The following is a 24,351-nucleotide window of genomic DNA, read 5'->3' as shown; positions in this document are numbered from 1 at the left end:
ATGCTGGAAAAAACAATGTTTAATGCCCCTGACGGTAACCCTTATCAGCTCATTTCTATACAAAATGAAAAAGGAATGTGTATCAAATTGATGGATTGGGGAGCGACTTGGTTATCTTGTCAAGTGCCGGTAAATGGTGAATTGCGAGAAGTATTATTGGGTTGCAAAGTGCAAGATTACCCGAATCAGCAAGCTTATTTGGGGGCAAGTGTGGGGCGTTATGCCAATCGTATTGCAAACGCTCAATTTGAATTAAACGGTGAAACTATTCAATTGGCAGCCAATCAAGGCAAACACCAACTTCACGGCGGGAACGGTTTTGCTCAACGCCGTTGGGAGATTGAAAAGTGCGGTGATAATTTCGTTTGTTTTTCGTTAAATTCTGCCGATGGCGATCAAGGTTTTCCGGGAAATGTGAAGGTAACCGTGACTTACACGCTTACGGAAGATAATTCCGTCAAAATTGAATATGAAGGTTTGAGTGATAAAGACACGGCATTAAATCTCACCAATCACGCCTATTTTAATTTAGAAAATGCCGAACAAGGCTCGGATATACGTGAACATAGCCTACGCTTGAATGCGGATTTTTATTTACCGGTAAATCATGAAGGTATTCCGAATTCCCCACTTAAACACGTGGGTGGAACAAGTTTTGATTTTCGTCTTATTAAGCCGATTAAACAGGATTTTCTACAAGGTGATCAGCAAGTGACCAAAGGTTATGATCACGCTTTTGTCGTCAATAAGGCTTGGCAAAAGCCTTGTGTTCTGCTGATCTCGCCGAATGAGGATTTAAGACTTGAAGTGCGAACATCTCAAGCTGCGTTACAGGTGTACACGGGAAATTATCTTGCCGGCGTGCCGACCCGTAGTGGAGAAGAGTACGGCGATTTTGCAGGTATTGCATTGGAAACCCAGTGTTTACCGGATACACCGAATCACCCCGAATGGCAAAATTACGGTGGGATTCAAAAAGCCAATGAACGATATTACCAGTGGACGGAGTTTAAGTTTTTATAAAATTAAGTGCGGTAAAAAACGAGTATATTTTTTACCGCACTTTACTTTTCTATGCTTTCACTTTGCGAACTTGGTCAAAATATGATACTTTTCTGCAGCGAATTTAGTAGAGTCAAAATAAAATAATATGAGTGACGAACAGCAAAATTTAATTCAATCGGAAAACACTAAAAAATCTTTTTTCCAATCTTTATTCGGTCGTTTTTTTCAAGGCGAGTTGAAAAATCGTGAAGAACTGGTGGAAGTGATTCGTGATTCCGAGCAAAACGATTTAATTGATCAAAATACCCGTGAAATGATAGAGGGTGTGATGGAAATCGCCGAGCTTCGGGTGCGTGATATTATGATTCCGCGTTCACAAATTATTTTCATAGAAAGCGAACAAGATTTAAATTCTTGCTTAAATATTATTATTGAATCGGCGCACTCACGCTTTCCCGTCATTGCAGATGCCGATGATCGAGATAATATCGCAGGGATCTTACATGCAAAAGATTTACTGAAATTCTTACGTGCCGATGCGGAAGACTTTGATATGTCGAAACTTTTACGTCCGGCAGTGATCGTACCGGAAAGCAAACGTGTGGATAGAATGTTAAAAGATTTCCGTTCCGAACGTTTTCATATGGCGATTGTGGTGGATGAGTTTGGCGCGGTCTCGGGTTTGATTACTATTGAAGATATTTTGGAACAAATTGTAGGCGATATTGAAGATGAATTTGATGAAGAAGATATTGCCGATGTTCGCCAGCTTTCCCGTCATACTTATGCGGTACGCGCCCTGACTGATATTGATGATTTCAATGAACAATTTAATACGCGTTTTGATGATGAAGAAGTCGATACCATTGGTGGTTTAGTGATGCAGGCGTTTGGTTATTTACCGAAACGTGGTGAAGAAATTACCTTGGAAAATCTGCAATTTAAAGTTACTTCCGCAGATAGTCGCCGTTTGATCCAGCTGCGCGTTACCGTACCGGACGAGCATTTATCGGATATGAAAAACCTAGAAAACGAATAGCTTAGCCTTCTCCGATTAAATTTCCCCTCTCATTTTATTGGGGGGAATCTTTTTTGTGATATTGAAATGAGATGAAAAATTTATTGATTTATTTTGTTGCTTTTTTTTCCGGTTTACTCGGTGTTTTTGCTTTTTCGCCTTTTGATTATTGGGGATTGGCGTATGTTTCTTTGTTGGGTTTAATTTATGTTGCTAAAACCCCAAAAAAATCCACCGCACTTTTGGGCGCGTTTTTATGGTCAATGGGATTTTTTTGTTTTGGGGTAAGCTGGTTGAATGTCAGCATTCATCAATTTGGTGGCGCTTCTCTTGGCGTAAGCTACTTTCTAGTCGGTTTGCTTTCTGCTTATCTTGCCCTTTACCCTATGTTATTCACCTATTTCGTACAGCGTTTTCAGGTAAAAAGTGCGGTTATTTTTGCGGTAATTTGGACGTTTACGGAATTTCTTCGTGGCTGGGTCTTTACCGGTTTTCCTTGGTTACAATTCGGTTATACGCAAATTGACAGCCCGTTTTCCGGAATTGCCCCTATCTTTGGCGTAAGCGGATTAACCTTTTTTACCCTGTGGGCAAGTGCGGTCATTTTTAACGGTATTTTGGTTTTATTTAAACAAAAAAATATCAAATTATTCGTGGCGAATATTCTACCATTTGCCGTTGTCTGTGGGCTGGCCGGTTATGCTCAAAAAATGACTTTTGTGAAATCAGTGCAAGATAAATCCCTCAACGTAACACTTGTGCAAGGCAATATTGAGCAAAATTTAAAGTGGGATCCTGAGTATCTCTATTCAACCTTAGAGATTTACCAAAAATTAATTGCAGAAAATTTAGGGAAAAGCGATTTGATTATTTTGCCTGAATCGGCGTTGCCTACCTTAGAAAATTCGATTGTTCCTTTTTTTGACAGGCTTGATCGTGTCGCACAGGAAAACAATACGGAAATTATGATTGGTACGGTGTATCAGGATGAGCAATCGGGCAAATTGTTGAATTCTATTGTGACAGCCGGTAACCCTGATTTTCCTTATCGATTAGATACGCCAAATCGCTACAATAAACATCATCTGGTACCATTTGGCGAATATGTTCCGTTGGAAAATTTGTTGCGTCCGTTAAATTCCGTGTTTAATTTACCGATGTCCGCTTTCCAAAGTGGTGAGGCAGTCCAGCCTGCTTTTATGGCGAAAAAACGCGCTTTTTCACCGGCAATTTGTTATGAAATTATCTTTGGCGAACAAGTACGGGAAAATTTGAAAACCGAAACCGACTATTTGCTGACAATTTCCAATGATGCTTGGTTTGGTGATTCTATCGGGCCTTGGCAGCATTTACAAATGGCGAGAATGCGGGCATTGGAATTAGGCAAACCTTTAATTCGTGCGACCAATACGGGAATTTCGGTGTTTATTAGTTCAATGGGGGAAATTCTGGCACAAGCGCCGCAATTTGTCGAAACAACCTTGACCCATAAAATTGCACCGACTGAAGGCAAAACACCTTATTCTGTGTTAGGCAATCTGCCGCTTTATGGGCTATCCTTGTTGTTTTTATTGTTACGTGGGATTATGGCGTTTGTTCGTCAACGTATGAACCTTTCACAAAAACAATAGTCAAAACGACCGCACTTTATTGATGAACTTATTCATCATGAAATTAAGTATAATCGGTGGTTTGAAAGATCACCCAACTAAAATGAGATTTGAATGGAGCAAAACCTAATCGAAGTCAAAAACCTCACCTTTAAGCGGGGTGAGCGTGTGATTTACGATAACTTGAATTTGAAAGTTCGAAAAGGGAAAATTACGGCAATTATGGGGCCTTCGGGCATCGGAAAAACCACACTGTTAAAATTAATTGGCGGACAGTTACATCCGGAACAAGGTGAAATTTGGTTTGATGATAAAGATATTTGTCGTCTTTCTAATCGTGAACTTTACGAAGTACGCAAACGTATGGGGATGTTATTTCAATCCGGTGCGCTTTTTACCGATATTTCCACTTTTGATAATGTGGCGTTCCCGATTCGGGAGCACACCCGTTTACCGGAAAGCTTAATTCGCCAAATTGTATTGATGAAATTGGAAGCAGTCGGTTTACGCGGTGCGGCACAGTTGATGCCGTCCGAACTTTCCGGCGGTATGGCACGTCGAGCGGCACTTGCCCGTGCGATTGCATTGGATCCCGATTTAATAATGTTTGATGAACCATTTACAGGACAAGATCCTATTAGCATGGGGGTTATTGTGAGTTTAATTAAGCGTTTCAATGAAGCATTGAATTTAACTTCTATTGTGGTGTCGCACGATGTTCAAGAAGTATTAAGTATTGCCGATTACGCTTATATTATTGCCGATAAACGGGTGATTGCAGAAGGGACGGCAGAACAACTATTGGCAAGCCAAGATCCGCAAGTGTTGCAATTTTTAAAAGGGGAAGCGGACGGGCCGGTGAAATTCCATTATCCGGCGGAAAATTATATTGGGGAGTTATTTCAATGATTGAGATGATTTCTTCTCTTGGACGACGTGTCATTCGTTTTTTCCGTGCGTTAGGGCGTGCCGGTTTTATGTTGTTCGGGGCTTTGGTCGGCAAACCGCAAATTCGCCAACATTTCCCGTTATTGATTAAACAGTTGCACGTTTTAGGTGTGCAATCGTTGTTAATTGTGCTGTTATCCGGCTTATTTATCGGAATGGTCTTGGGATTACAGGGCTATGTGGTATTGGTCGATTTTTCGGCTGAAACCAGTCTTGGTCAGCTTGTGGCATTATCGCTTTTGCGGGAATTAGGGCCGGTAGTGACCGCACTTTTATTTGCCGGACGGGCGGGCTCGGCATTGACCGCGGAAATCGGTTTAATGAAAGCTACCGAGCAGCTTTCCAGTCTTGAAATGATGGCGGTTGATCCGCTTCGCCGTGTTATCGCTCCACGTTTTTGGGCGGGCATTATTGCGATGCCGATCCTTTCCATTATTTTTATTGCGATTGGGATATGGGGCGGTTCACTGGTCGGTGTAGATTGGAAAGGGGTTGATGCCGGTAGTTTCTGGTCTGTCATGCAAAATGCGGTGAGCTGGAGCTACGATATTCTTAATGGATTTATTAAGAGCCTGTTCTTCGCTGTTGCAGTGGTGTGGATTGCATTATTTAACGGCTATGATTGCATACCGACATCAGAAGGCATCAGTCAAGCCACAACGCGAACCGTCGTTCATGCCTCATTAGTGGTGCTTGGATTAGATTTTATCTTGACTGCCATCATGTTTGGGGCAGGTTAAAAGGGTATTTTATGCGACAAACGATTAAATATGAATTTTGGGTAGGATTATTTTTATTACTCGGTATTGGGGCGTTGGTATTTTTAGGCTTACGCGTGGCAAATGTGCAGGGTTTCGGTGAGAATAAATCTTATACGGTGACTGCAACTTTTGATAATATCGGCGGACTAAAAGTCCGTGCGCCGTTAAAAGTCGGCGGAGTGGTGATAGGGCGGGTCAGCAGTATTGATCTAGATGAGAAAACCTACTTACCGAAAGTGAATATTGCGATTAATGAAGAATATAATGAAATTCCGGAAAATAGTTCGTTATCGATCAAAACATCGGGCTTATTGGGTGAGCAATATATTGCATTAACTATGGGATTTGATGACGGTGAAACCGCAATGTTAAAAAACGGTAGCCAGATTCAAGATACCAAATCAGCTATGGTATTGGAAGATTTGATTGGTCAATTCCTTTATGGCGACAAAAAAACAGAAGGGAATGCGGAAAACGCAGAACCGACAGCAAAATAATAACAATGTTTAGTTAGGAGATTTATGATGAAAATCACTCAGTTGAAAAAATGGTGTGCAGTTTTAGCGTTTGCACTGACCGCACTTTTTATGGCACGCACGGCAATGGCGGAAACCAGCCCTTATGTGTTAATGCAGCAAGCCTCGGATAAATTGTTTTCGGACATTAAAAGCAGCCAAGCCAAAATTAAACAAAACCCAAACTATTTGCGTACTATCGTGCGTAATGATTTATTACCCTATGTACAAGTGAATTATGCGGGCTCTTTAGTATTGGGTTCGCATTTTAAATCCACGACGCCGGAACAACGGGAAAAATTCTTTAAAGCGTTTGGGGATTTTATTGAGCAGGCTTATGCACAAGTGCTGACGGCATACAGCAATCAAAATATTCAAATTGAACCGGCGAAAGATATTGCAGGTAAAAATTTAGTGAGCATTCGTGTGAACATTATTCAAAACGGCGGTGTCGCACCGATTAAACTGGATTTTAAATGGCGTAAAAACAGTAAAACCGGCGAATGGCAAGCCTATGATATGGTGGCTGAAGGTGTGAGCATGGTTGTTACCAAACAAAACGAGTGGAGTGGTATTTTACGCCAACAAGGTATTGATGCGCTAACGGCTCAAATTCAAAAATCAGCCGCTCAACCTGTCACATTAAGCAAATAATCTCATGGCAAGATTAAATTGGGATTTGGTTCAAAATAATGATAAGATAGCGATCCGATTTTCCGGGGAGCTATCTCGCAACACGTTGTTAGCCTTATGGCAGCAACGTGCTTCTTTTTTATCTGGGGCTAAGTTAAATCAATCAATTATCGAATGGGATTTAACGGCGATCACAAAAATGGATTCTGCAGGTTTTGCACTCATTTGCGATTTTTTGCATATCAGTAAACAATTGCCTAATAAAACGGTGCGTTTAGTTAATCCCCCCCAACAATTATTGACGCTTGCGGATTTAGTCAATCTCTCTGATTGGATCGCAGCTTTTATTGACCATCATTAAAATGGGAATCCGAATGGAACTGCAAGAAATTGAACGAATTTTAAAAGAAACGTTAAATGTTGATGAAGTGTATGCTCAGGGTGAAAATGCACATTTTGGTGTGATAGTCGTGAGTGATGAAATTGCAGCCTTGTCAAAGGTTAAACAACAACAAACTATTTATGCCCCATTAATGTCTTATTTCACAACTGGTGAAATTCACGCATTAACCATCAAGACCTATACCACGGAAAAGTGGAAAATGGATCGTCTTTTACATCAATCCAGTTAAATTAGGATTTCTACCATGGAAAAATTTCGTGTTTATGGTGGTTCTTCCCGTTTAAGCGGTACAGTAACCATCTCTGGCGCTAAAAATGCTGCCCTTCCGATTTTGTTTGCCTCAATTTTAGCTACCGAACCGGTAAAATTGACGAATGTACCGGAACTCAAAGATATTGAAACTACCCTTAAAATTTTACGCAAACTTGGCGTGATGGCGGAAAGTGATGAAAGTGGTGCCGTGTTACTTGATGCGTCAAAAATTGATCACTTTATTGCACCTTATGATTTAGTGAAAACAATGCGGGCTTCAATTTGGGCGCTTGCACCCTTGGTTGCACGTTTTTGTCAAGGGCAGGTTTCATTGCCCGGCGGTTGTTCAATTGGCGCACGTCCGGTAGATTTGCATATTAGCGGTCTTGAAAAAATGGGTGCAAACATTGCGCTTGAAGAAGGCTATGTAAAAGCACAGGTTACGGATCGTTTAATCGGTACGCGTATTGTTATGGAAAAAGTCAGCGTCGGCGCAACGTTGTCTATTATGATGGCGGCAACCCTTGCGAAAGGGAAAACCGTGATTGAGAATGCAGCCCGTGAGCCGGAGATCGTTGATACGGCGGACTTCCTTAATAAAATGGGCGCAAAAATCAGCGGAGCAGGTTCGGATCATATCACGATTGAAGGTGTGGAGCGTTTAACCGGTTGTGAACACAGTATTGTGCCGGATCGTATTGAGACGGGAACATTTTTAATTGCCGGTGCGATTTCCGGTGGACGGGTAGTGTGTAAAAACACCAAAGCCGATACGATGGATGCTGTTATTGATAAATTACGTGAAGCGGGTGCGCAGGTTGATATTACCGAAAATACAATTACTTTGGATATGTTTGGTAATCGTCCAAAAGCAGTGAATATTCGCACTGCACCACATCCGGGATTCCCTACGGATATGCAGGCTCAGTTTACTTTATTAAATATGGTGGCACAGGGAACGAGTATTATCACAGAAACTATTTTTGAAAATCGTTTTATGCATATCCCTGAATTAATCCGTATGGGTGGAAAAGCGGAAATTGAAGGTAACACTGCAATATGCCACGGTGTGCAGCAACTTTCCGGTGCGGAAGTGATGGCAACGGATTTGCGTGCTTCAATTAGTTTGGTTTTAGCCGGATGTATCGCAACCGGCGAAACGATCGTTGATCGTATTTATCATATTGATCGAGGTTATGAACATATTGAAGAAAAACTTCGTTGTTTAGGTGCGAGAATTGAACGTTTTTCAGACTCAGATTAGTTAAAAAGTGCGGTCAAAATTGACCACACTTTTTACTTCTTAATATAGGATTTTAATGTTTGTTCCACTTCATAAATCCAATCCAATTCATGTTGAGTAAAACCTGCCTGAATCCGCGCATCGGTATTAATCACACCTTTAAAAATTACAATGCGATATTTACGTAATAATTCACTAAAACATTTCATCGCATCCAGTCCGCGTTTTGCCGAAAGCGCATGATACCAATGATTACCAATGTAAACGTGGCCAATTTCATCCCGTAGAATAATATCTAAAATATCAACGGCAGCAAAATCTCTACGTTGGGCAATTTTTTCTTGTAAAACGGGTGTCGCATCCAATCCTCTTGCTTCCAATACCCGTGGAACAAGCGCCATTCTTTCCCAAATATCATGAGCAGTGGCTTGTGCCATTTCCCATAAACCGGCATGTGCCTCAAAATCACCATATTGATACCCTAGGGTTTTTAAATGGTTATTTATTAAAGTAAAATGCGTACTTTCTTCTCGTGCTACGCGTAACCAATCTTTTACAAAAGCCAGCCCTTCTCCTAACTCTTCTTGTGCATTTCGTCCGAATCGCCATGCGGCATCCAGCCCCAAATTAATCGCATTAAATTCAATATGCGCAATGGCGTGTAAGGTTGCGGCATAGCCCTCTTCTGTTGCAAATGCGCGTTTAGGCACATCTTTAGGGGCGACAAGGTTAGGTTTTGAAGGGAATCCCGCAATATTTTGTTCAACGCCAATTTGGGGGAAATCATGGATTTCCATAAGTGAAATGGTCGGTAAAATCTCATCATAGAGCTGATTAACAAGCTCACATTTTATATTCGGATCGGTTTCCTGTAAGGCTTGGGTAACCTTATGCCAAAATTCTATTTTCATTATTGCCTCAAGTGCGGTTATTTTTGGTAACGAATTAAACCTTCTTGCTGTGTTGTCGCGATTAGTTTTCCATCTTGTGAGAAAATTTGTCCGCGTGCTAGTCCACGCCCGCCAAAAGCATTATTACTTTCAATTGCGTGGAGATGCCAATTATTTAAATCAAACGGGCGATGAAACCAAATACTGTGATCAATCGTGGCAACTTTCATACCCTGTTGTAAAAAGCCTTTTTCATGAGGATGAAGTGCGGTCAAAAGACAGTGAAAATCGGAAAAATAGGCAAGCAAACATTGCTGTATGGCAAGATTATGCGGAGCTTTCCCCTGAGTTTTAAACCATGAGTATTGTTCAGGCGGCAATTTTACGCCGTTGAAAGGATTATTGAGATATTTTGTCCGTATTTCAAAAGGACGTTCAGCCATAAATTTTTCTTTTAACGGCTCAGGTAAGCCGGAGGCCATTTTTTGTATCATTGCGTTTTCATCAATAAAACTTTCGGGTTGTCCGACATTTGGCATTGCACTTTGGTGCTCAAAGCCTTCTTCAGACATTTGAAAAGAAGCCGTAATGTGGCAAATCGGCTGGTTATGCTGAATCGCCTTCACTCGCAATGCAGAAAAATTTCTTCCTTCACGTAGTGTCTCTACAGCGTAAATAATAGGATATTGACTATCCCCCGGTGCGAGAAAATAGGCGTGGCACGAATGTAAAAGGCGATCTTTCGGTGCGATTTGCATTGCCGCCGACAACGCCTGTGCGACAACTTGCCCGCCAAAAACTTGGCGTAAACCTAAATCTTGATTTTCCCCACAAAAAGTCAAATCATCAATTTTTTCAAGTTTAAGTAGATGAATTAAATGGCTAAGCACCTCTGACATTTTGCCTTCCTCATAACAAATAAAAGTGCGGTTATTTTAACGAAGATTTTGGAGAATGCCAAAAAAGTGATTGTGGAAGTCATCAAGCAAATATAGGTGAACAGCGGGTTATGATTTATGGCGAATTTATAAATTTACCCGCAAAACCAACCGCACTTTTCCAATTTTCTTTTCAATCTGTATAATGATACGCTTTCGAAATTTAGAGGGGGAAGATAATTTGAAGTCAATGATTGTAAAGCCGGAAACCTTGCCGCAATTTATTCGTAAGAAAGTTGCCGATAATGATGCCTTTGGGTTGATGGAAGGATTTTGTCGGCTTTTGCGTGAAAGCCGTGAAGAGCAGGTTGTTCCTCATCTGCGTTTAATTAAACGTATTTTAAAGCAAGATCATGAACTTGCCTGTTCGGTGGCGACTTTATTATGTGATTGGTTATGTCGTTTGCGTTTGTATCCGATTTTTATTAGTAGCGGAATTCTACCGCGTGAAGGGTTTGGTCGTGAGATGAAAAAACGTCTTTATGAACGATTCAGCCCTTCTTTTAAAGATGTGAACGATTTACGCGATATTTTTTATTTACTTTTTAATGATAAAGACGACGCTCGTTGGATTGATGCCGTTCCATTGAAAGAATGGCGGGCGATATTTGGCGTATTGACACGTAAAACGATGGAAAAGGATCGTGAACGCTTACGTGTGCATTTTCAAAATGAAGGGCTATTTGCTATCGAAATGCTCTCTATCTGGATTGCCGCTGAGGAGATGGAACCGGAATTAATGCGTATGGAACCGTCATTATTGAATGCCGATTCACCTTTTGTTGCATTACATCGAGAAATCGTTGATTGGTTAGTGGCTCGTCGTCAAAATGAAACTTTTGATGATAGTCATTTACAGGTGATGTTTGATCAATGTCAGCAACTGATTGAGCGTTTGCAAAAACGGGGGACGGTAGTCGGTTCATCTCTTCACGTTGCGTATTTGTTGGAGCGACTTTCACAAACCCTTGAACGCCTAGAGAAATTGATGGCAATTTTTGTATCAAATCGTTATTTGCCACGACGTATTTTGTTACTGACAGCTTGTTTTGCCCGAGCCTCGGCAGAGCAACATAGTGTGTCCCGTCTATGGAAACAAAGCTCAAAGCTGATTGCACGAAGCATTACACAGAATGCCGGGGATCATGGCGAGCATTACATTACACGGGACAAAAAAGAATATTTTGCTATGTTTTATTCTGCCGCCGGTGGTGGAGTATTGATCGCAGTAATGGCGTTATTGAAAATCTATTTGGGCGGTATGATTGATGATAAAGTTTGGAAAGGTATTGCAGAAGGGCTTAATTACGGTTTAGGGTTTACGTTGATTTTTATGTTGCATTTTACTGTGGCAACGAAACAGCCTGCAATGACGGCGGCCCGTTTTGCTGAAGCGGTCGAAAAGAATCCGCAAGGTAAAAGCCTAAATGTAAAATTGGCACAATTATTGGTGGATGTATTTCGCTCTCAAAGTATTGCGGTTCTCGGTAATGTGATCGTTGCGATGAGCTTGGCGATGGTTATTGCTTTTGCCTACCGATATCAAATCGGTGAAGAGCTAATGAATCAGGAACAGATTGAGTATCAGCTACACAGTATCGATCCTTTTGCCGGCACATTATGGTTTGCGGCAATCGCAGGAGTATGGCTATTCTGTTCAGGTATTATTTCAGGCTATTTTGATAATCGTAGCAATTACTTGAATATACGAATGCGTTTACGCCAACATCCGTTATTGAAAAAATTGCTGCCTTTGAGACTGCGTGAAAAACTGGCGGATTATATGCACGAAAATTATGGTTCCATCATCGGAAATCTTTGTTTTGGGTTATTGCTTGGTTTAACGGGTGTGGTCGGGTATTTAACCGGTTTGCCGTTAGATATTCGTCATGTGGCATTTTCTTCTGCCAATGTCGGTTATATTGCCGTGAGCGGACATTTCGACTTCGCATTTTTATTACAATGTATCGTTTTTGTCTTGTTAATCGGTTTAGTGAACTTGGTGGTGAGTTTTTCTTTAACCCTCTGGGTTGCATTACGTTCCTTAAATGCGGAAATAACCAGTTGGTGGGTCATTTGGCGTGAAGTTGCAGAGATTATCAAACAGCGTCCGTTGAGTTTATTTTTGCCAGTCCAGTTGGAAAAATAAAAAGTGCGGTTAAAAACGAAAGAAATTTTAACCGCGCTTTTGTTCTTGTGATATTTATCACATTTCAGCTATTTCTTTTATTGTACACTCTTATTGGTATTTTATTTCTTGTGATAAGGAAGGAGTGTGTATGAAAAAAGAAATTAATACGAATACCCTCATTATTGGCACACTTTCATTCGTGTGTGCCATTATCTTTTTTGGTGGATTTGCCAAAGATTTTTTGGGTGGTATTTTTGATTTTAGTAGGTTAACCGGTCAATTTCCTGAATGGCTTAAAACATCAGGCGGTACTAGCGCAAAAGGCGGTTTCTTATTTGCTTTGACGTTAATTCCCAGTGTGATGTTGGCGTTGGGATTTGTAGCGATTTTTGAACACTATGGTGCATTACTCGCCGCTTCTAAATGGCTAAGTCCCGTGCTTAAGCCGTTAATGGGAATTCCGGGGAATTGCTCTATTTCGCTTATTGCCAGTACACAAAGTACAGATGCCGGAAGTTCTACCGCTAAGTTCTTATATGACGAAGGTCAAATCACCCACCATGAATTGTTAATTTTCTCTGCCTTTCAATTTAGTGCTGGCGCATTTCTGACAAACTTTCTCGCTTCTTTTGCCCCCCTTCTATTGATCACCGATAAAGCTGGTGCAGTTGCACCCGTGTCTATTGCGATGGCATTAGGGGTGATTTTCTTATTTAAAGTTTTTGGGGCTAATTTAATGCGACTTTATGTGAAAAAGTTTGTGAAAGAAAATGAGGTAGCACTATGAGTAAGCAAACGAATACAGAATCAAAGTTAATTACCGATATTTTTGTTGAAGGGGCAAGAAAAGGCTGGAATATCGCGATACATAGTACGATTCCTAATGTATTAATGGCTTTTGTGATTATTTATATTTTAAATGCCTCCGGCTTGTTGAAACTATTAGGAGAATATGTCGGTTTTGTGATGACTCCATTGGGTTTACCGGGTGAATCCATTGCGGTTTTCCTTGCCGCATTTTTAAGTTGGGGTGGTGCCGCAGGTGTATTGGTTGCCTTAGTTCAGGAAGGTACGCTTAATACACAACATATTGCGATTCTTATTCCGGGAATGGCGTTAGTCGGTTCTACGGTTCAATATATGGGGCGTGTTTTAGGAGTATTGGGTGTACCTGGAAAGCATTATCTAGTGCTTTTTGGTATTTGTATTATTAATGCTTATTTAGCGATGTTCTTAATGAGGGTATTAATTTAGCAATGGAGGAATAAACCATGAATAATGAGCAGTTAGATATATTTTTAGATGAACTTAAAGAACTCACTGATATTGAAAGCCCAACGAACGATATTAATGGAGTTAATCAGGTGGCGGAGTGGTTCATAAAAAAAGCAGAAACACAGGGATTACAACATAAACGAATTTCCATGACTTCAGATAAGGTTGCTCAGGGGGTATTTATCAGTAACCGTTTAGACGCTGAGAAATTCGATATTCTTTTTGTTGCGCATATGGACACTGTATTTCCATTAGGAACAGGGAAGGATGTGCCTTTTACAAGGAAAAATGGGGAGATTAATGCATTAGGTGTGATTGATGATAAATCTGGTGCATTATTGTCTTTTTATATCACTCAGGAATTGGATTTATCAAAATACACAATCGGGATTTATTTAAATTCTCACGAAGAAAACGGCTCACTCTATGCAAAAGAAAGTATTCGTGAATATGCACGCAAAGCACGTTATTGTTTTGTGATGGAACCAGCACGTGAAGACGGTTCAATGGTTTCTACCCGAAAAGGAATGGTCACTTACCAAATTGAATTTCACGGTGTGGCGGCTCATGCGGGAAATTGCCCTGAGAGGGGACGTTCCGCATTGGTTGAAGCGGCACATTTCATAACTGAATTTTATAAATTGAATGATTTTGATGCCGGACATACGTTTAATTATGTGATAACCCATGGTGGTAGTGGGCATAATGTGATTGCGGATTATGCTGCGTTAATGATCGAAATGCGCTATAAAAAATCTTCGTCTATTGAATTTTTTGAACATCATTTGCGACGCGTGCTTGAAAATCCGTTGGTGGAAGGGGTCACTTCAACAAAAACGTTAATTAATAAAGAACCCCCAATGATTGATGAAAAATATCTTCCTTTAATTAAAAAAGTATTTGATGAAGTGGGAGAAAAATTGGCTATACCTATAAAATGGGTTGATGCAGGTGGATTAAGTGATGGTAATATTGCGGCTTCGGCAGGGTGTCCGACGATTGATGGTTTGGGACCAACCGGTGGTAATATGCATGCGAAAACGGAATATTTGGAGATAAATTCAGTTATTCCTAAATGTAATCTTGTAGTCGGGGTGATTAATGCATTAATGTCCCATCCGGTTTGAGTTTCAACGTAAAAAAGTTCATAGAAAATAGCGGCATCAACTGATGCCGCTATTTTTGTATATATGCTCAGAGTAACTGTATTTAATATAGTAAGTAATGAAAATATCACTAAGAAAAAAAGGTTCTTATTCCTTAAACTTTAATTTTCCCTGTTTTACGGTATCATATTGCTCATTCATTTTTATTATTTTATGAATGGTACTCATGAAGCCCACATTTCTTGAATTTCGACATCTTAAAACGTTACTGGCGTTAAAAGAAACCGGCAGTGTTTCTTTGGCGGCCAAGCGGGTTTATCTCACTCAATCCGCGCTTTCTCATCAAATTAAACTGATTGAAGATCACTTTGATTTGCCCTTGTTTGAGCGAAAAAGTAGCCCGCTCCGTTTTACTGCAGCAGGAGAACGCTTAATTCGTCTGGCTAATGAAGTCATACCGAAAGTGGTTGATGCGGAACGTGATTTAACCCGAGTAAAACATGGTGATGCGGGGCAGTTACGCATAGCGGTAGAATGTCATACTTGTTTTGATTGGTTAATGCCTGCGATGGATGAGTTTCGTCAGCATTGGGGTTTGGTTGAATTGGATATTGTATCCGGCTTTCACACGGATCCTGTTGGTTTATTACTTTCCCATCGCGCAGATTGGGCAATTGTATCTGAAGTTGAAACAAATGATGATGTGGTTTTTAAGCCGCTATTTTCTTATGAGATGGTTGGAATTTGCTCGAAAGAGCATCCCTTGGCTGCGAAAGAAATTTGGCAAGCGGAAGATTTTGCCGATGAAACTTGGGTAACTTATCCTGTGCCGGACGATATGTTGGATTTATTGCGTAAAGTATTAAAACCGAAAGGCATTAATCCCACACGCCGTACTACCGAACTGACCATCGCAATGATTCAATTAGTAGCAAGCCGTCGGGGGATTGCGACCGTTCCTTATTGGGCTGCGTTGCCTTATCTTGAAAAGGGCTATGTGGTGGCGCGTAAAATTACGCAAGAGGGGCTGTATAGCAATTTATATGCCGCCATTCGTAAAGAAGATGAAAGTCTTGCGTATATGGAAGATTTTTATCAAACCGTTAAATCTCAAAGTTTTTCCACTTTACCGGGATTGTCCGTTTTAGAGTTAGCGAGGGAATAAATGAATTCTTCTCAGATATCGCCTATCCGTGCAGCAGCCAAAGCAGCATTGTCTTACAGCGCCCCCATGATCGCAGGATTTTTATTTCTTGGCGCAGCATACGGCATTTATATGAAAGCACTGGGTTTTGGTGCTTGGTATCCCACCCTGACGGCATTATTAATTTATGCCGGTTCGGTGGAGTTCATTGCCGCTAGCGCGTTGGTATTGCCTTTTTCGCCGTTAAGTGTGTTATTAGTGACACTGATGGTGAGTGGCAGACAAATTTTTTATGCTATTTCTATGTTGGAAAAATATGGCGTGCATCTTGGTAAAAAACGTTGGTATTTAATTAGTTCCTTAGTGGACGAATCTTTTTCATTGAATTATATGGCAAAAATTCCACCGCACTTAGACAAAGGCTGGTATATGTTCTTTGTGAGTTTGTATCTGCACATTTATTGGGTATTGGGCGCGGCGATGGGGAATTTGTTTGGCGGGATTTTACCCGTTGATTTAAAAGGGGTTGAGTTTGCCATGACCGCACTTTTTCTGGTGATCTTTGCAGAAAATTGGATGAAAGAAAAATCCCACGAAAGTTCTTTGCTCGGTTTAGGTATCGCCTTAATTTCTTTGTTTATCGTGGGGAAACAACATTTTTTAATCCCAACCTTAATCGGAATTTGGTTAATCCTGACATTACGCCGCCCGAAAATGGAATGTAAATTGGAGTCACTAAAATGACCTTAACGGAACAGATTATTACCATTGGTATTTGTGTGCTGACAGTGCAATTTACCCGACTTTTACCTTTCTGGATTTTTCCGGCAAATCGTCCGATTCCTGAATATATCCGTTATCTTGGTAGAGTATTGCCTGCTGCGATGTTTGGCATGTTGGTGGTTTATTGCTATAAAAATATTGATCTATTGAGCGGCTATCGGGGTATCCCCGACTTTCTTGCCGGCGCATTGGTGTTGGGGCTCCATTTTTGGAAGAAAAATATGTTTTTATCCATTGCGGTAGGAACAATCTTTTATATGGGGTTGGTTCAAACTATCTTTATTTAATCTAGGGATTGAGGGCATTTTTAGCGAAATAAAAAATTCTTTAGCGTGCAACCGATTGCTTTTATTTCACTCTCTTTTCCTCTCGCTAAAAATCTTCTATTATGCGACAACTCATTTTTAGAGGATCGTTTTATGGCACTCAATTCTATTGAATTATTAGGTTATATGGCGACATTTTTTGTTGCAACCTCATTCTTGTTTAAATCTATTGTCCGCTTACGCATTGTAAACACAATTGGCGATGTCTTATTTGTTATTTACGGAATGATTATTGAGGCGTATCCGGTTGCCTTATTAAATATTTTTCTTGTTTGCGTGAATCTTTATCAGCTTTATTGTTTGAAAAGAGAGAGGACAGGTTCAAAAATACCGGAATAATTAACCGCACTTTTTGCTCGCTTCAGCAGAGTTGATAAGGTGTTATTACAAGGCGCATAGTAAACTGGCAAGGAAAAATATTGAGCCATTAAACTATAGATGGTGAGAAAGGGCAAAATGATTTATTTTAAATACAGCCGCCGCAACTGCCACAGCGCCAATCTTCTTTATTTACGGCTTGATAAAAAGCCCGTATTGTGTTTTCTTCCAGCGGAATATTGTGTTCAATAAACACATCGGACAGCCATTCAATGTTCTCGACAATCCAGTCATCTTCCCCTAATCCCTCGCGATAAAGTTCGTCCTCGGGATCCATAAAATTATAAATATTTTCTGTACCCATATCTTGATCACGACGTTCGCGAGGTAACACAACGGGCAGATCAAAATAAGAAATCTCCCAATGTCCCAAGCAGAGGGTATTACCCGGCATAGACCAACAGGCTTTAAATGGATTATTACTCATGTTGAAATTTTATAAGAAAAATTGAATATAAGTGCAGTACAAAGTTGATGGGGAAGAAAACCCATACTAAAAATCGGGTATGGGCTTGATCGAGATCAAGAGGAGATAAAAAAGTGCGGTTAAAAAATACGGTATTTTCAACCGCACTTTGTTTTTGCTGTACTTATTTTTTAACGTTTAAACATACCGCCCAGACCACCAAGACCGCCTAAGCCGCCGCCCATGAGCCCTTGCATGCCCCGCATCATTTTTGCCATACCGCCTTTACGCATTTTTTTCATCATTCGCTGCATTTCATCAAATTGTTTGAGCAATTTATTCACGTCTTGCACTTGCGTGCCGGAACCTAAGGCAATGCGGCGACGGCGGGAACCTTTGATAATGTCAGGATTAGCGCGTTCTTTTAGCGTCATAGAGTTAATAATGGCTTCCATTTTAATGAACATTTTATCGTCCACTTGGTTTTTGACGTGATCCGGTAAATTTTTTGCCCCGGGGAGCTTTTCCAACATCGACATCATTCCGCCCATTTTTTTCATTTCGATCAATTGTTCACGGAAATCATCAAGAGTAAAGCTATCGCCTTTCTTGAATTTTTGTGCCATTTTTTCCGCTTTTTCGCGATCTACCGAACGTTCAAGATCTTCGATCAGAGAAAGCACATCGCCCATGCCTAAAATACGAGAAGCAACACGATCAGGGTGGAACGGCTCAAGCGCCTCGGTTTTTTCTCCCACTCCGAGGAATTTGATCGGTTTACCGGTGATTTGACGAATAGACAACGCCGCGCCACCACGAGCATCGCCATCTACTTTAGTAAGAATGACACCGGTAAGCGGCAATGCCTCATTAAAAGCTTTCGCAGTATTTGCCGCATCTTGACCCGTCATCGCATCAACGGTAAAGAGCGTTTCAATAGGATTTAATGCACTGTGGATTTGTTTGATTTCATCCATCATTTCGCCATCCACGTGCAAGCGACCTGCGGTATCCACGATGAGTACGTCGTAGAATTTGAGTTTTGCTTCCGCAAGAGCGGCTTTGGCAATATCGATCGGATTTTGTTTAACATCAGAAGGGTAGAAATCCACGCCTACAGATTGTGCCAAGGTTTCCAATTGCTTAATTGCCGCAGGGCGATATACGTCGGCAGAGACAACCAACACTTTCTTCTTATGGCGTTCGCGCAAAAATTTTGCCAGTTTTCCGACACTGGTGGTTTTCCCCGCCCCTTGTAAACCCGCCATTAAAATCACCGCCGGTGGTTGGGTTGCCAGATTCAGACTCTCGTTTGATTCGCCCATGGCTTTTTCAAGCTCTCGTTGAACGATTTTTAAGAATTCTTGTCCCGGTGTTAAACTTTTATTAACCTCTTCCCCAACGGCACTTTCTTTCACTTTAGCGATAAATTCACGAACGACAGGCAATGCCACATCCGCTTCCAGCAATGCCATACGTACTTCACGTAGGGTATCTTTAATATTATCTTCCGTTAAACGACCTTTCCCCGTGATATTACGTAGGGTTTTAGAAAGGCGATCAGATAAATTCTCAAACATGATTAATCCTGTTTTCTCATCAAAAATTGCCGTGATTATACCGAAATCTAGGCGTTTTTCACCATTTCAAATAAATTTATGGCGAATTTGGAATCAGAACGTTAAAATAATAACAATTCCTAACAAGAGACAACGATTATGTGGTTTGCCGTTTTTTCGATTTTGTTTTATTTAATTAGCGCCTTGATGATTGCGCCGTTGCTTAATTCTTCGGATAACGAAAAGCGCCGTCCGAAAAAAACGTTATTCTTTTTGACCGCACTTCTAGCCGTGGTGTTTCATTTAGTGAGCCTTTATCCCGCATTACAGGAATTAGCCATAGAGCGTAAGTTTAGTTTGGTGGAAATTAGCTCATTAATGAGTGTAAACATTGCGATTTTGGCAATATTGGCAATGTTGGTGGTAAATTCCATGTGGTTTTTACTGCCGATTGTGTTTTCCTTTTCTATTTTTAATGTGGTTTTGGCAACATTTATACCGAGCTATATGATTCAGCTATTGAATCAGGATTTAGCAATGCTATTTCATATCGGTTTATCTATTTTTACTTATGCAGTGTGTTTTATTGCAATGTTATACGCCATTCAAATAGCTTGGATTGATCGTACTTTAAAAGCGAAGAAAACCGCATTTTCACCGGTGATGCCTTCTTTGATTACCGTTGAACGGCATTTTTTCCGTTTGTTTGCTGCCGCTGAATTCTTACTGACACTAACATTAATCTCCGGCACCTACCATTCTATGAATGCTTTAACTGCTGAAAATATTCACAAAGGCGTTTTATCATTATTTGCGTGGATCGTTTTTGGTGTGGCGCTATTCGGGCATTGGCGTTTAGGCTGGCGTGGAAAAAGGATGATTATTTATGCTATTTCAGGTATCATTTTGCTCACGATTGCCTACTTCGGTAGTCGGTTAATGTAGTCAATAAGGGCGGGCAGAGGTTCGCCTTTATCGTTGGTTTTTATCCAACTCCCGTTTAACTAATAAAAGGATTTTCCCTTGGACAGTATTCCCCTTAGTACGTTATTTATTACACTCGTTATCTGTTTAGTTTTATCCGCTTACTTCTCAAGCTCCGAAACCGGCTTACTTTCTTTGAATAAATATCGAATGCGTTATCTTGCCGAGCAAGGTAACAAAGGCGCACAAAAAGCAGAGAAATTATTAGAAAAGCCTGACACATTACTGAGCTTTATTCTTATCTTTAATAATCTGGTAAATATTAGTGCGTCGGCAATTGCGACGATGATTGGAATGCGCCTTTACGGTGATGCCGGTGTCGCCGTTGCAACGGGATTATTGACTTTCGTGATGCTTGTATTTTCTGAAATTTTCCCTAAAACAGTGGCAGCACTTCATCCTGAAAAAGTGGCTTTTTTGTCTAGCCATATTTTGAATTTTTTGCTTAAGATTTTCTATCCGGTTGTGTGGTTTATGAATTTATTTACCACGCTGTTAATGAAAATGATGGGACTAAAACCGGAAATGCAAAAACAGGTAATCAGCAGTGAAGAGCTACGGAGTATCGTGAGTGAAGCGGGAGAAGCGACACCGGGCGAACAGCACCCGCAAATGTTGCTGTCTATTTTGGATATGGAAACCGTCACCGTGGACGATATTATGGTGCCGCGCAATGAAATTGGCGGTATTGATATTGATGACGACTGGAAAGCCATTATGCGTCAGCTTAATCATGCGGCACATAATCGCGTAGTGTTGTATAAAGGCAGTCTTGATAAAAATGTACTTGGTATTCTGCGTGTTCGTGAAGCGTTCCGATTATTACTCGAAAAAAATGAATTTACCAAAGAAACGCTTATTCGTGCGACGGACGAAGTGTATTTTATTCCGGAAGGGACACCGCTAAAAACACAATTGGCTAATTTCCGTGCGAATAAAGAGCGCATTGGACTTGTGGTAGATGAATACGGTGATATTAAAGGCTTGGTTACACTAGAGGATATTTTGGAAGAAATTGTTGGTGATTTTACTACTTCCACCGCACCGAGTATTCACGAGGAAGTAACCCAGCAATCTGACGGTTCAATCATTATTGACGGCTCAGCCAACCTTCGGGATCTGAATAAAATGTTTGGTTGGGGATTGGATACCGAAGATGCCCGCACTTTCAACGGATTAATTCTAGAGCACCTTGAGGAAATCCCTGATGAGGGGGCGGTTTGTGAAATCGAAGGTTTGCAAATCACCATTCTTGAGGTGGCAGATAATATGATTAAGCAGGCTAAAGTCGTTAAACACTAAAACGAACAAAAACCTTACCGCACTTTTGATTTGGATCATAAGTGCGGTTTGTTTTTTCACCGTTTTTTATCAAGCTATCTATAATTCATCCAATTAATTTTAGCTATGAGGATGATGATGGAACAAGCGTATCAACGGGGAGTCACGCGGGCTTGTGTGCAAACGGCATTATTGTTGTTACAGCATGGGGCGGAAAGTGCGGTGGTGGTGCAAATGGCACAACGTTTAGGGATTGCTCTTGGCGTGGAAAGTGTAGAATGTGCCCTTACGGCAAATGCGGTGGTGATTACAACGCTCTCCAACCATCATTGCATTACCACGGTACGAAAAAATACCGATAAAGGGATCAATATGCAAATGGTGACCGAAGTCCAGCGTATTGTAATTGCGGTAGAGCATAAATTATACAATTTGGATCTGGCACAAAAGAAACTGGATAATTTAAATCCCTTAAAGTATCACCGTGCTTTAGTGGTGCCGATGATTGGCTTATCTTGTGCCTCTTTTGCACATTTATCGGGAGGAGATTGGCTGATTTGCCTGATAACTTTTTTGGCTTCCGCCGTGGCGATGTTTGTTCGGCAAGAATTATCAAAATATCATTATAATCCGGTGATTGTTTTTGCGATTACTGCGTTTGTAGCTTCCCTCATTTCCGGTGTCAGTTTGAAATATCAATGGGGAAATGATCCGCAAATTGCCTTAGCGTCCAGTGTGTTGTTGCTTGTGCCGGGATTCCCCTTAATTAATTCGTTGGCAGATATTTTAAAAGGCTATGTCAATATGGGGTTAGGGCGTTGGACAATTGCGACGGTTCTGACTTTCGGTGCTTGTCTTGGCATTGAGTATGTTACATATCACGACATGGGGGCATTAAGATGATGTTTCTATTGAGTTTGCTTGATGATATGGCCTTTGCTGCCATTCCTGCGATTGGGTTTGCTTTAGCATTTAATGTACCGCCTAAGGCACTAAAATATTGTGCGATTTTAGGGGCTTTGGGGCATGTAACACGCACATTACTCTTGCATATTAATGTACCCATTGTATTTGCAACTTTTTTTGCCACTTGTGTTATAGGCTTTATTGGCGTGCACTTATCACACCGTTATTTGGCACATCCAAAGGCATTTACGGTAGCAGCGATCATTCCAATGATTCCGGGCGTGCATGCTTATAAAGCGATGATTTCGATAGTACAAATTCATCACTATGGTTATTCTCATGCACTTTTGGAGCAAATGATCAGCTCATTTATTAACACCGCCTTTATTTTAGGGGCGCTGGTTTTTGGGCTTGCGTTGCCCGGATTGATTTTTTATCGCCAAAAACCTGTGGTATGAATCCTCACAGATTCAAAAAACACGCATTGTTGCCTAGTATCATTGCGTGTTCTTTCTCTCATTACTCTTTTGTGATTTGCTTATCTTCCGGCAAAATTAAATTCAATATTAATGCCAATAATGAACCAACCGTTATACCCGAACCCAATACCTCTTTGAAAAAGTGCGGTAGTTTATCAAGCAGTTCCGGACGGGTGGTAACCGCTAAGCCGCAACCGATTGAAATAGCAATAATTAACCCGTTACGTTTGCTACGTTCCACTTTATCCAACATTTGAATTCCCGCAGCAATAATCATGGCGAACATCATTAAGCCTGCGCCACCGAGTACCGGTAGTGGAATAGAGACGATTAATGCACCAAATACAGGAAATAACCCTGCTAATGCTAATAACACACCGGTTAATGCGACCACATGGCGACTTGCGACACCGGTTAGCGAAATTACCCCGATGTTTTGTGAGAAAGAAGAAAACGGTGTGGTGGACATTATCGCCGCCAAGGCAGAGCCTAAACCGTCCGCCAATACCCCGCCACGTAAATGTTTGCCGGTAATTTCGGTTTTTGTTGCGTTACCCAATGCAAGAAAGTTACCGCTAGATTCAACAATAGTAACCAAATAAGCGATAGACATACCGATAATGCCGGAAATTGGAAAGGCAAGTCCAAAGTGGAGCGGTTGCGGAACCGCAAAGGTTTGTGCGTTCGATACACCTGAAAAATCAACCCAGCCCAGTGCTAAGCAGAGGGCATAACCCATCATCATGCCAATCACGATAGCCGCAGCAGAAAAGATCCCTTTACCCCATTGAACTAAAGCAACAACGATAATTAACACAAAGGTTGCCATCATTAAATTTTCCGGTGTGGCGTAGTTGGCATCGCCACGCTGACCGCCGGCAAACCAATCCACCGCAACGGGAATTAGGCTCAAGCCAATCATCATCACGACAGTACCGGTTACAATCGGTGGAAAAAGTTTACGGATATAAGGCATAAAAAAACTGCCGATAATCATCACTAAAGAACCGACCAAAGACGCGCCCAGAATGCCTGCTACGCCATAATCGCTAAAGCCGATTGCCAATGCGGCGGCAACAAAGGTAAAACTGGTTCCCATCACACTGGGTAAGCGAATACCAATCGGGCCTAATCCTCGACACTGAATCACCGTTACCACACCGGAAATTAACAAGGCAGCGTTTACTAAAGTAATGGTGTCCTCGGTGGATAATTTTAATACATTGCCGATCACCAAAGGTACGGCAATAATTCCCCCAAGTGCAGCCAATAAATGTTGTGCGGCGAGCAATAAACTCAATCCAAAAGGCGGTTTATCTTCAACGGAGTAGAGGAGTTGGTTATTCATATTGGATCCTTATGTAAAAGAAAGCGCGG

The 24,351-nt window shown here is 41.1% G+C and carries 27 protein-coding genes; 22 read left to right on the top strand and 5 right to left on the bottom strand.

Annotation, left to right across the window (positions count from 1 at the left end):
• The 10 genes from galM to murA all read left to right on the top strand — a co-directional run bounded on the left by galM (position 1) and on the right by murA (position 8,409).
• Positions 1-1,023, top strand: a complete 1,023-nt coding sequence (galM, locus tag FEE42_RS03910) for a galactose-1-epimerase (protein ID WP_164027756.1) — start codon at positions 1-3, stop codon at positions 1,021-1,023.
• Positions 1,024-1,150: 127 nt separating this feature from the next.
• A complete protein-coding gene (gene corC / locus FEE42_RS03905; RefSeq protein ID WP_059365582.1) occupies positions 1,151-2,044 on the top strand; it encodes a CNNM family magnesium/cobalt transport protein CorC in 894 nt (297 codons plus the stop codon).
• A gap of 71 nt (positions 2,045-2,115) precedes the next feature.
• Complete coding sequence (gene lnt, locus FEE42_RS03900) at positions 2,116-3,654, top strand: apolipoprotein N-acyltransferase (RefSeq protein ID WP_164027755.1); 1,539 nt, start codon at positions 2,116-2,118, stop codon at positions 3,652-3,654.
• Between the two features lie 93 nt (positions 3,655-3,747).
• Positions 3,748-4,542, top strand: a complete 795-nt coding sequence (mlaF, locus tag FEE42_RS03895; RefSeq protein ID WP_059365580.1) for a phospholipid ABC transporter ATP-binding protein MlaF — start codon at positions 3,748-3,750, stop codon at positions 4,540-4,542.
• Positions 4,539-5,321, top strand: a complete 783-nt coding sequence (mlaE, locus tag FEE42_RS03890) for a lipid asymmetry maintenance ABC transporter permease subunit MlaE (protein WP_059365579.1) — start codon at positions 4,539-4,541, stop codon at positions 5,319-5,321. The genes mlaF and mlaE overlap by 4 nt, the downstream gene beginning before the upstream one ends.
• 11 nt (positions 5,322-5,332) lie before the next feature.
• Positions 5,333-5,839, top strand: coding sequence for an outer membrane lipid asymmetry maintenance protein MlaD (gene mlaD / locus FEE42_RS03885; RefSeq protein ID WP_059365578.1), 507 nt, complete (start codon positions 5,333-5,335; stop codon positions 5,837-5,839).
• A gap of 24 nt (positions 5,840-5,863) precedes the next feature.
• Entirely contained in the window at positions 5,864-6,511 is a 648-nt protein-coding gene (gene mlaC / locus FEE42_RS03880; protein WP_077663953.1) for a phospholipid-binding protein MlaC, read from the top strand.
• Between the two features lie 4 nt (positions 6,512-6,515).
• A complete protein-coding gene (locus FEE42_RS03875) occupies positions 6,516-6,851 on the top strand; it encodes an STAS domain-containing protein (RefSeq protein ID WP_059365576.1) in 336 nt (111 codons plus the stop codon).
• A gap of 13 nt (positions 6,852-6,864) precedes the next feature.
• Complete coding sequence (locus FEE42_RS03870; protein ID WP_059365575.1) at positions 6,865-7,122, top strand: BolA family protein; 258 nt, start codon at positions 6,865-6,867, stop codon at positions 7,120-7,122.
• Positions 7,123-7,137: 15 nt separating this feature from the next.
• Complete coding sequence (murA, locus tag FEE42_RS03865; protein ID WP_135969358.1) at positions 7,138-8,409, top strand: UDP-N-acetylglucosamine 1-carboxyvinyltransferase; 1,272 nt, start codon at positions 7,138-7,140, stop codon at positions 8,407-8,409.
• Between the two features lie 32 nt (positions 8,410-8,441).
• Here murA and FEE42_RS03860 read toward each other — a convergent pair whose 3' ends face one another.
• Both FEE42_RS03860 and tesB read right to left on the bottom strand, forming a co-directional pair.
• Positions 8,442-9,299 (bottom strand): ferritin-like domain-containing protein, encoded by an 858-nt coding sequence (locus FEE42_RS03860; protein ID WP_135969359.1) that lies wholly within the window; start codon positions 9,297-9,299, stop codon positions 8,442-8,444.
• 17 nt (positions 9,300-9,316) lie between these two features.
• Positions 9,317-10,177, bottom strand: a complete 861-nt coding sequence (tesB, locus tag FEE42_RS03855; RefSeq protein WP_059365573.1) for an acyl-CoA thioesterase II — start codon at positions 10,175-10,177, stop codon at positions 9,317-9,319.
• Between the two features lie 229 nt (positions 10,178-10,406).
• Between tesB and FEE42_RS03850 the strand changes: the two genes are divergently transcribed.
• From FEE42_RS03850 to FEE42_RS03815, 8 genes are all read left to right on the top strand, one after another.
• Positions 10,407-12,365 carry a site-specific recombinase gene (locus tag FEE42_RS03850; protein ID WP_164028805.1) on the top strand — a complete coding sequence of 653 codons (1,959 nt, stop codon included), beginning with the start codon at positions 10,407-10,409 and terminating at the stop codon, positions 12,363-12,365.
• A 130-nt stretch (positions 12,366-12,495) separates the two neighbouring features.
• Positions 12,496-13,134: a nucleoside recognition domain-containing protein gene (locus FEE42_RS03845; RefSeq protein WP_059365571.1), complete on the top strand. Its 639-nt coding sequence runs from the start codon at positions 12,496-12,498 to the stop codon at positions 13,132-13,134.
• Complete coding sequence (locus FEE42_RS03840; protein WP_059365570.1) at positions 13,131-13,601, top strand: YjiG family protein; 471 nt, start codon at positions 13,131-13,133, stop codon at positions 13,599-13,601. Before FEE42_RS03845 ends, FEE42_RS03840 begins: the two co-directional genes overlap by 4 nt.
• Before the next feature lie 17 nt (positions 13,602-13,618).
• Positions 13,619-14,749 (top strand): M20/M25/M40 family metallo-hydrolase, encoded by a 1,131-nt coding sequence (locus FEE42_RS03835; protein ID WP_059365569.1) that lies wholly within the window; start codon positions 13,619-13,621, stop codon positions 14,747-14,749.
• Positions 14,750-14,954: 205 nt separating this feature from the next.
• On the top strand, positions 14,955-15,893 hold the full coding sequence (locus FEE42_RS03830; RefSeq protein ID WP_164027754.1) for a LysR family transcriptional regulator: 939 nt from the start codon (positions 14,955-14,957) through the stop codon (positions 15,891-15,893).
• Positions 15,894-16,616 (top strand): azaleucine resistance protein AzlC, encoded by a 723-nt coding sequence (gene azlC / locus FEE42_RS03825; protein WP_135969362.1) that lies wholly within the window; start codon positions 15,894-15,896, stop codon positions 16,614-16,616.
• Complete coding sequence (locus tag FEE42_RS03820; RefSeq protein ID WP_059365566.1) at positions 16,613-16,942, top strand: branched-chain amino acid transporter permease; 330 nt, start codon at positions 16,613-16,615, stop codon at positions 16,940-16,942. Before azlC ends, FEE42_RS03820 begins: the two co-directional genes overlap by 4 nt.
• Before the next feature lie 132 nt (positions 16,943-17,074).
• Positions 17,075-17,320, top strand: a complete 246-nt coding sequence (locus FEE42_RS03815) for a YgjV family protein (protein WP_059365565.1) — start codon at positions 17,075-17,077, stop codon at positions 17,318-17,320.
• 127 nt (positions 17,321-17,447) lie between these two features.
• Here the strand turns inward: FEE42_RS03815 and FEE42_RS03810 are convergent, their stop codons facing one another.
• Positions 17,448-17,786, bottom strand: a complete 339-nt coding sequence (locus FEE42_RS03810) for a hypothetical protein (RefSeq protein ID WP_059365564.1) — start codon at positions 17,784-17,786, stop codon at positions 17,448-17,450.
• A gap of 170 nt (positions 17,787-17,956) precedes the next feature.
• A complete protein-coding gene (ffh, locus tag FEE42_RS03805) occupies positions 17,957-19,345 on the bottom strand; it encodes a signal recognition particle protein (protein ID WP_059365563.1) in 1,389 nt (462 codons plus the stop codon).
• Positions 19,346-19,483: 138 nt separating this feature from the next.
• On the opposite strand from ffh, the gene FEE42_RS03800 reads away from it, so the two are divergent.
• From FEE42_RS03800 to FEE42_RS03785, 4 genes are all read left to right on the top strand, one after another.
• Positions 19,484-20,269 carry a cytochrome C assembly family protein gene (locus tag FEE42_RS03800; RefSeq protein ID WP_077581802.1) on the top strand — a complete coding sequence of 262 codons (786 nt, stop codon included), beginning with the start codon at positions 19,484-19,486 and terminating at the stop codon, positions 20,267-20,269.
• 78 nt (positions 20,270-20,347) lie between these two features.
• Positions 20,348-21,610, top strand: coding sequence for an HlyC/CorC family transporter (locus tag FEE42_RS03795; protein WP_135969363.1), 1,263 nt, complete (start codon positions 20,348-20,350; stop codon positions 21,608-21,610).
• A 117-nt stretch (positions 21,611-21,727) separates the two neighbouring features.
• Positions 21,728-22,492: a threonine/serine exporter family protein gene (locus FEE42_RS03790; RefSeq protein ID WP_237184475.1), complete on the top strand. Its 765-nt coding sequence runs from the start codon at positions 21,728-21,730 to the stop codon at positions 22,490-22,492.
• On the top strand, positions 22,492-22,953 hold the full coding sequence (locus tag FEE42_RS03785; RefSeq protein WP_059368796.1) for a threonine/serine exporter family protein: 462 nt from the start codon (positions 22,492-22,494) through the stop codon (positions 22,951-22,953). The genes FEE42_RS03790 and FEE42_RS03785 overlap by 1 nt, the downstream gene beginning before the upstream one ends.
• 61 nt (positions 22,954-23,014) lie before the next feature.
• On the opposite strand, the gene FEE42_RS03780 is transcribed toward FEE42_RS03785, so the two are convergent.
• Entirely contained in the window at positions 23,015-24,322 is a 1,308-nt protein-coding gene (locus FEE42_RS03780) for a nucleobase:cation symporter-2 family protein (protein WP_135969365.1), read from the bottom strand.
• Between the last annotated feature and the right edge of the window lie 29 nt (positions 24,323-24,351).

Origin of the sequence: Rodentibacter caecimuris, assembly GCF_010587025.1 — a bacterium.
In the GTDB taxonomy this organism is placed as follows: Bacteria; Pseudomonadota; Gammaproteobacteria; order Enterobacterales; family Pasteurellaceae; genus Rodentibacter; species Rodentibacter caecimuris.
The sequence above is the reverse complement of the archived record's forward strand: the minus strand, read 5'-3'. Positions and strand labels throughout refer to the sequence as shown.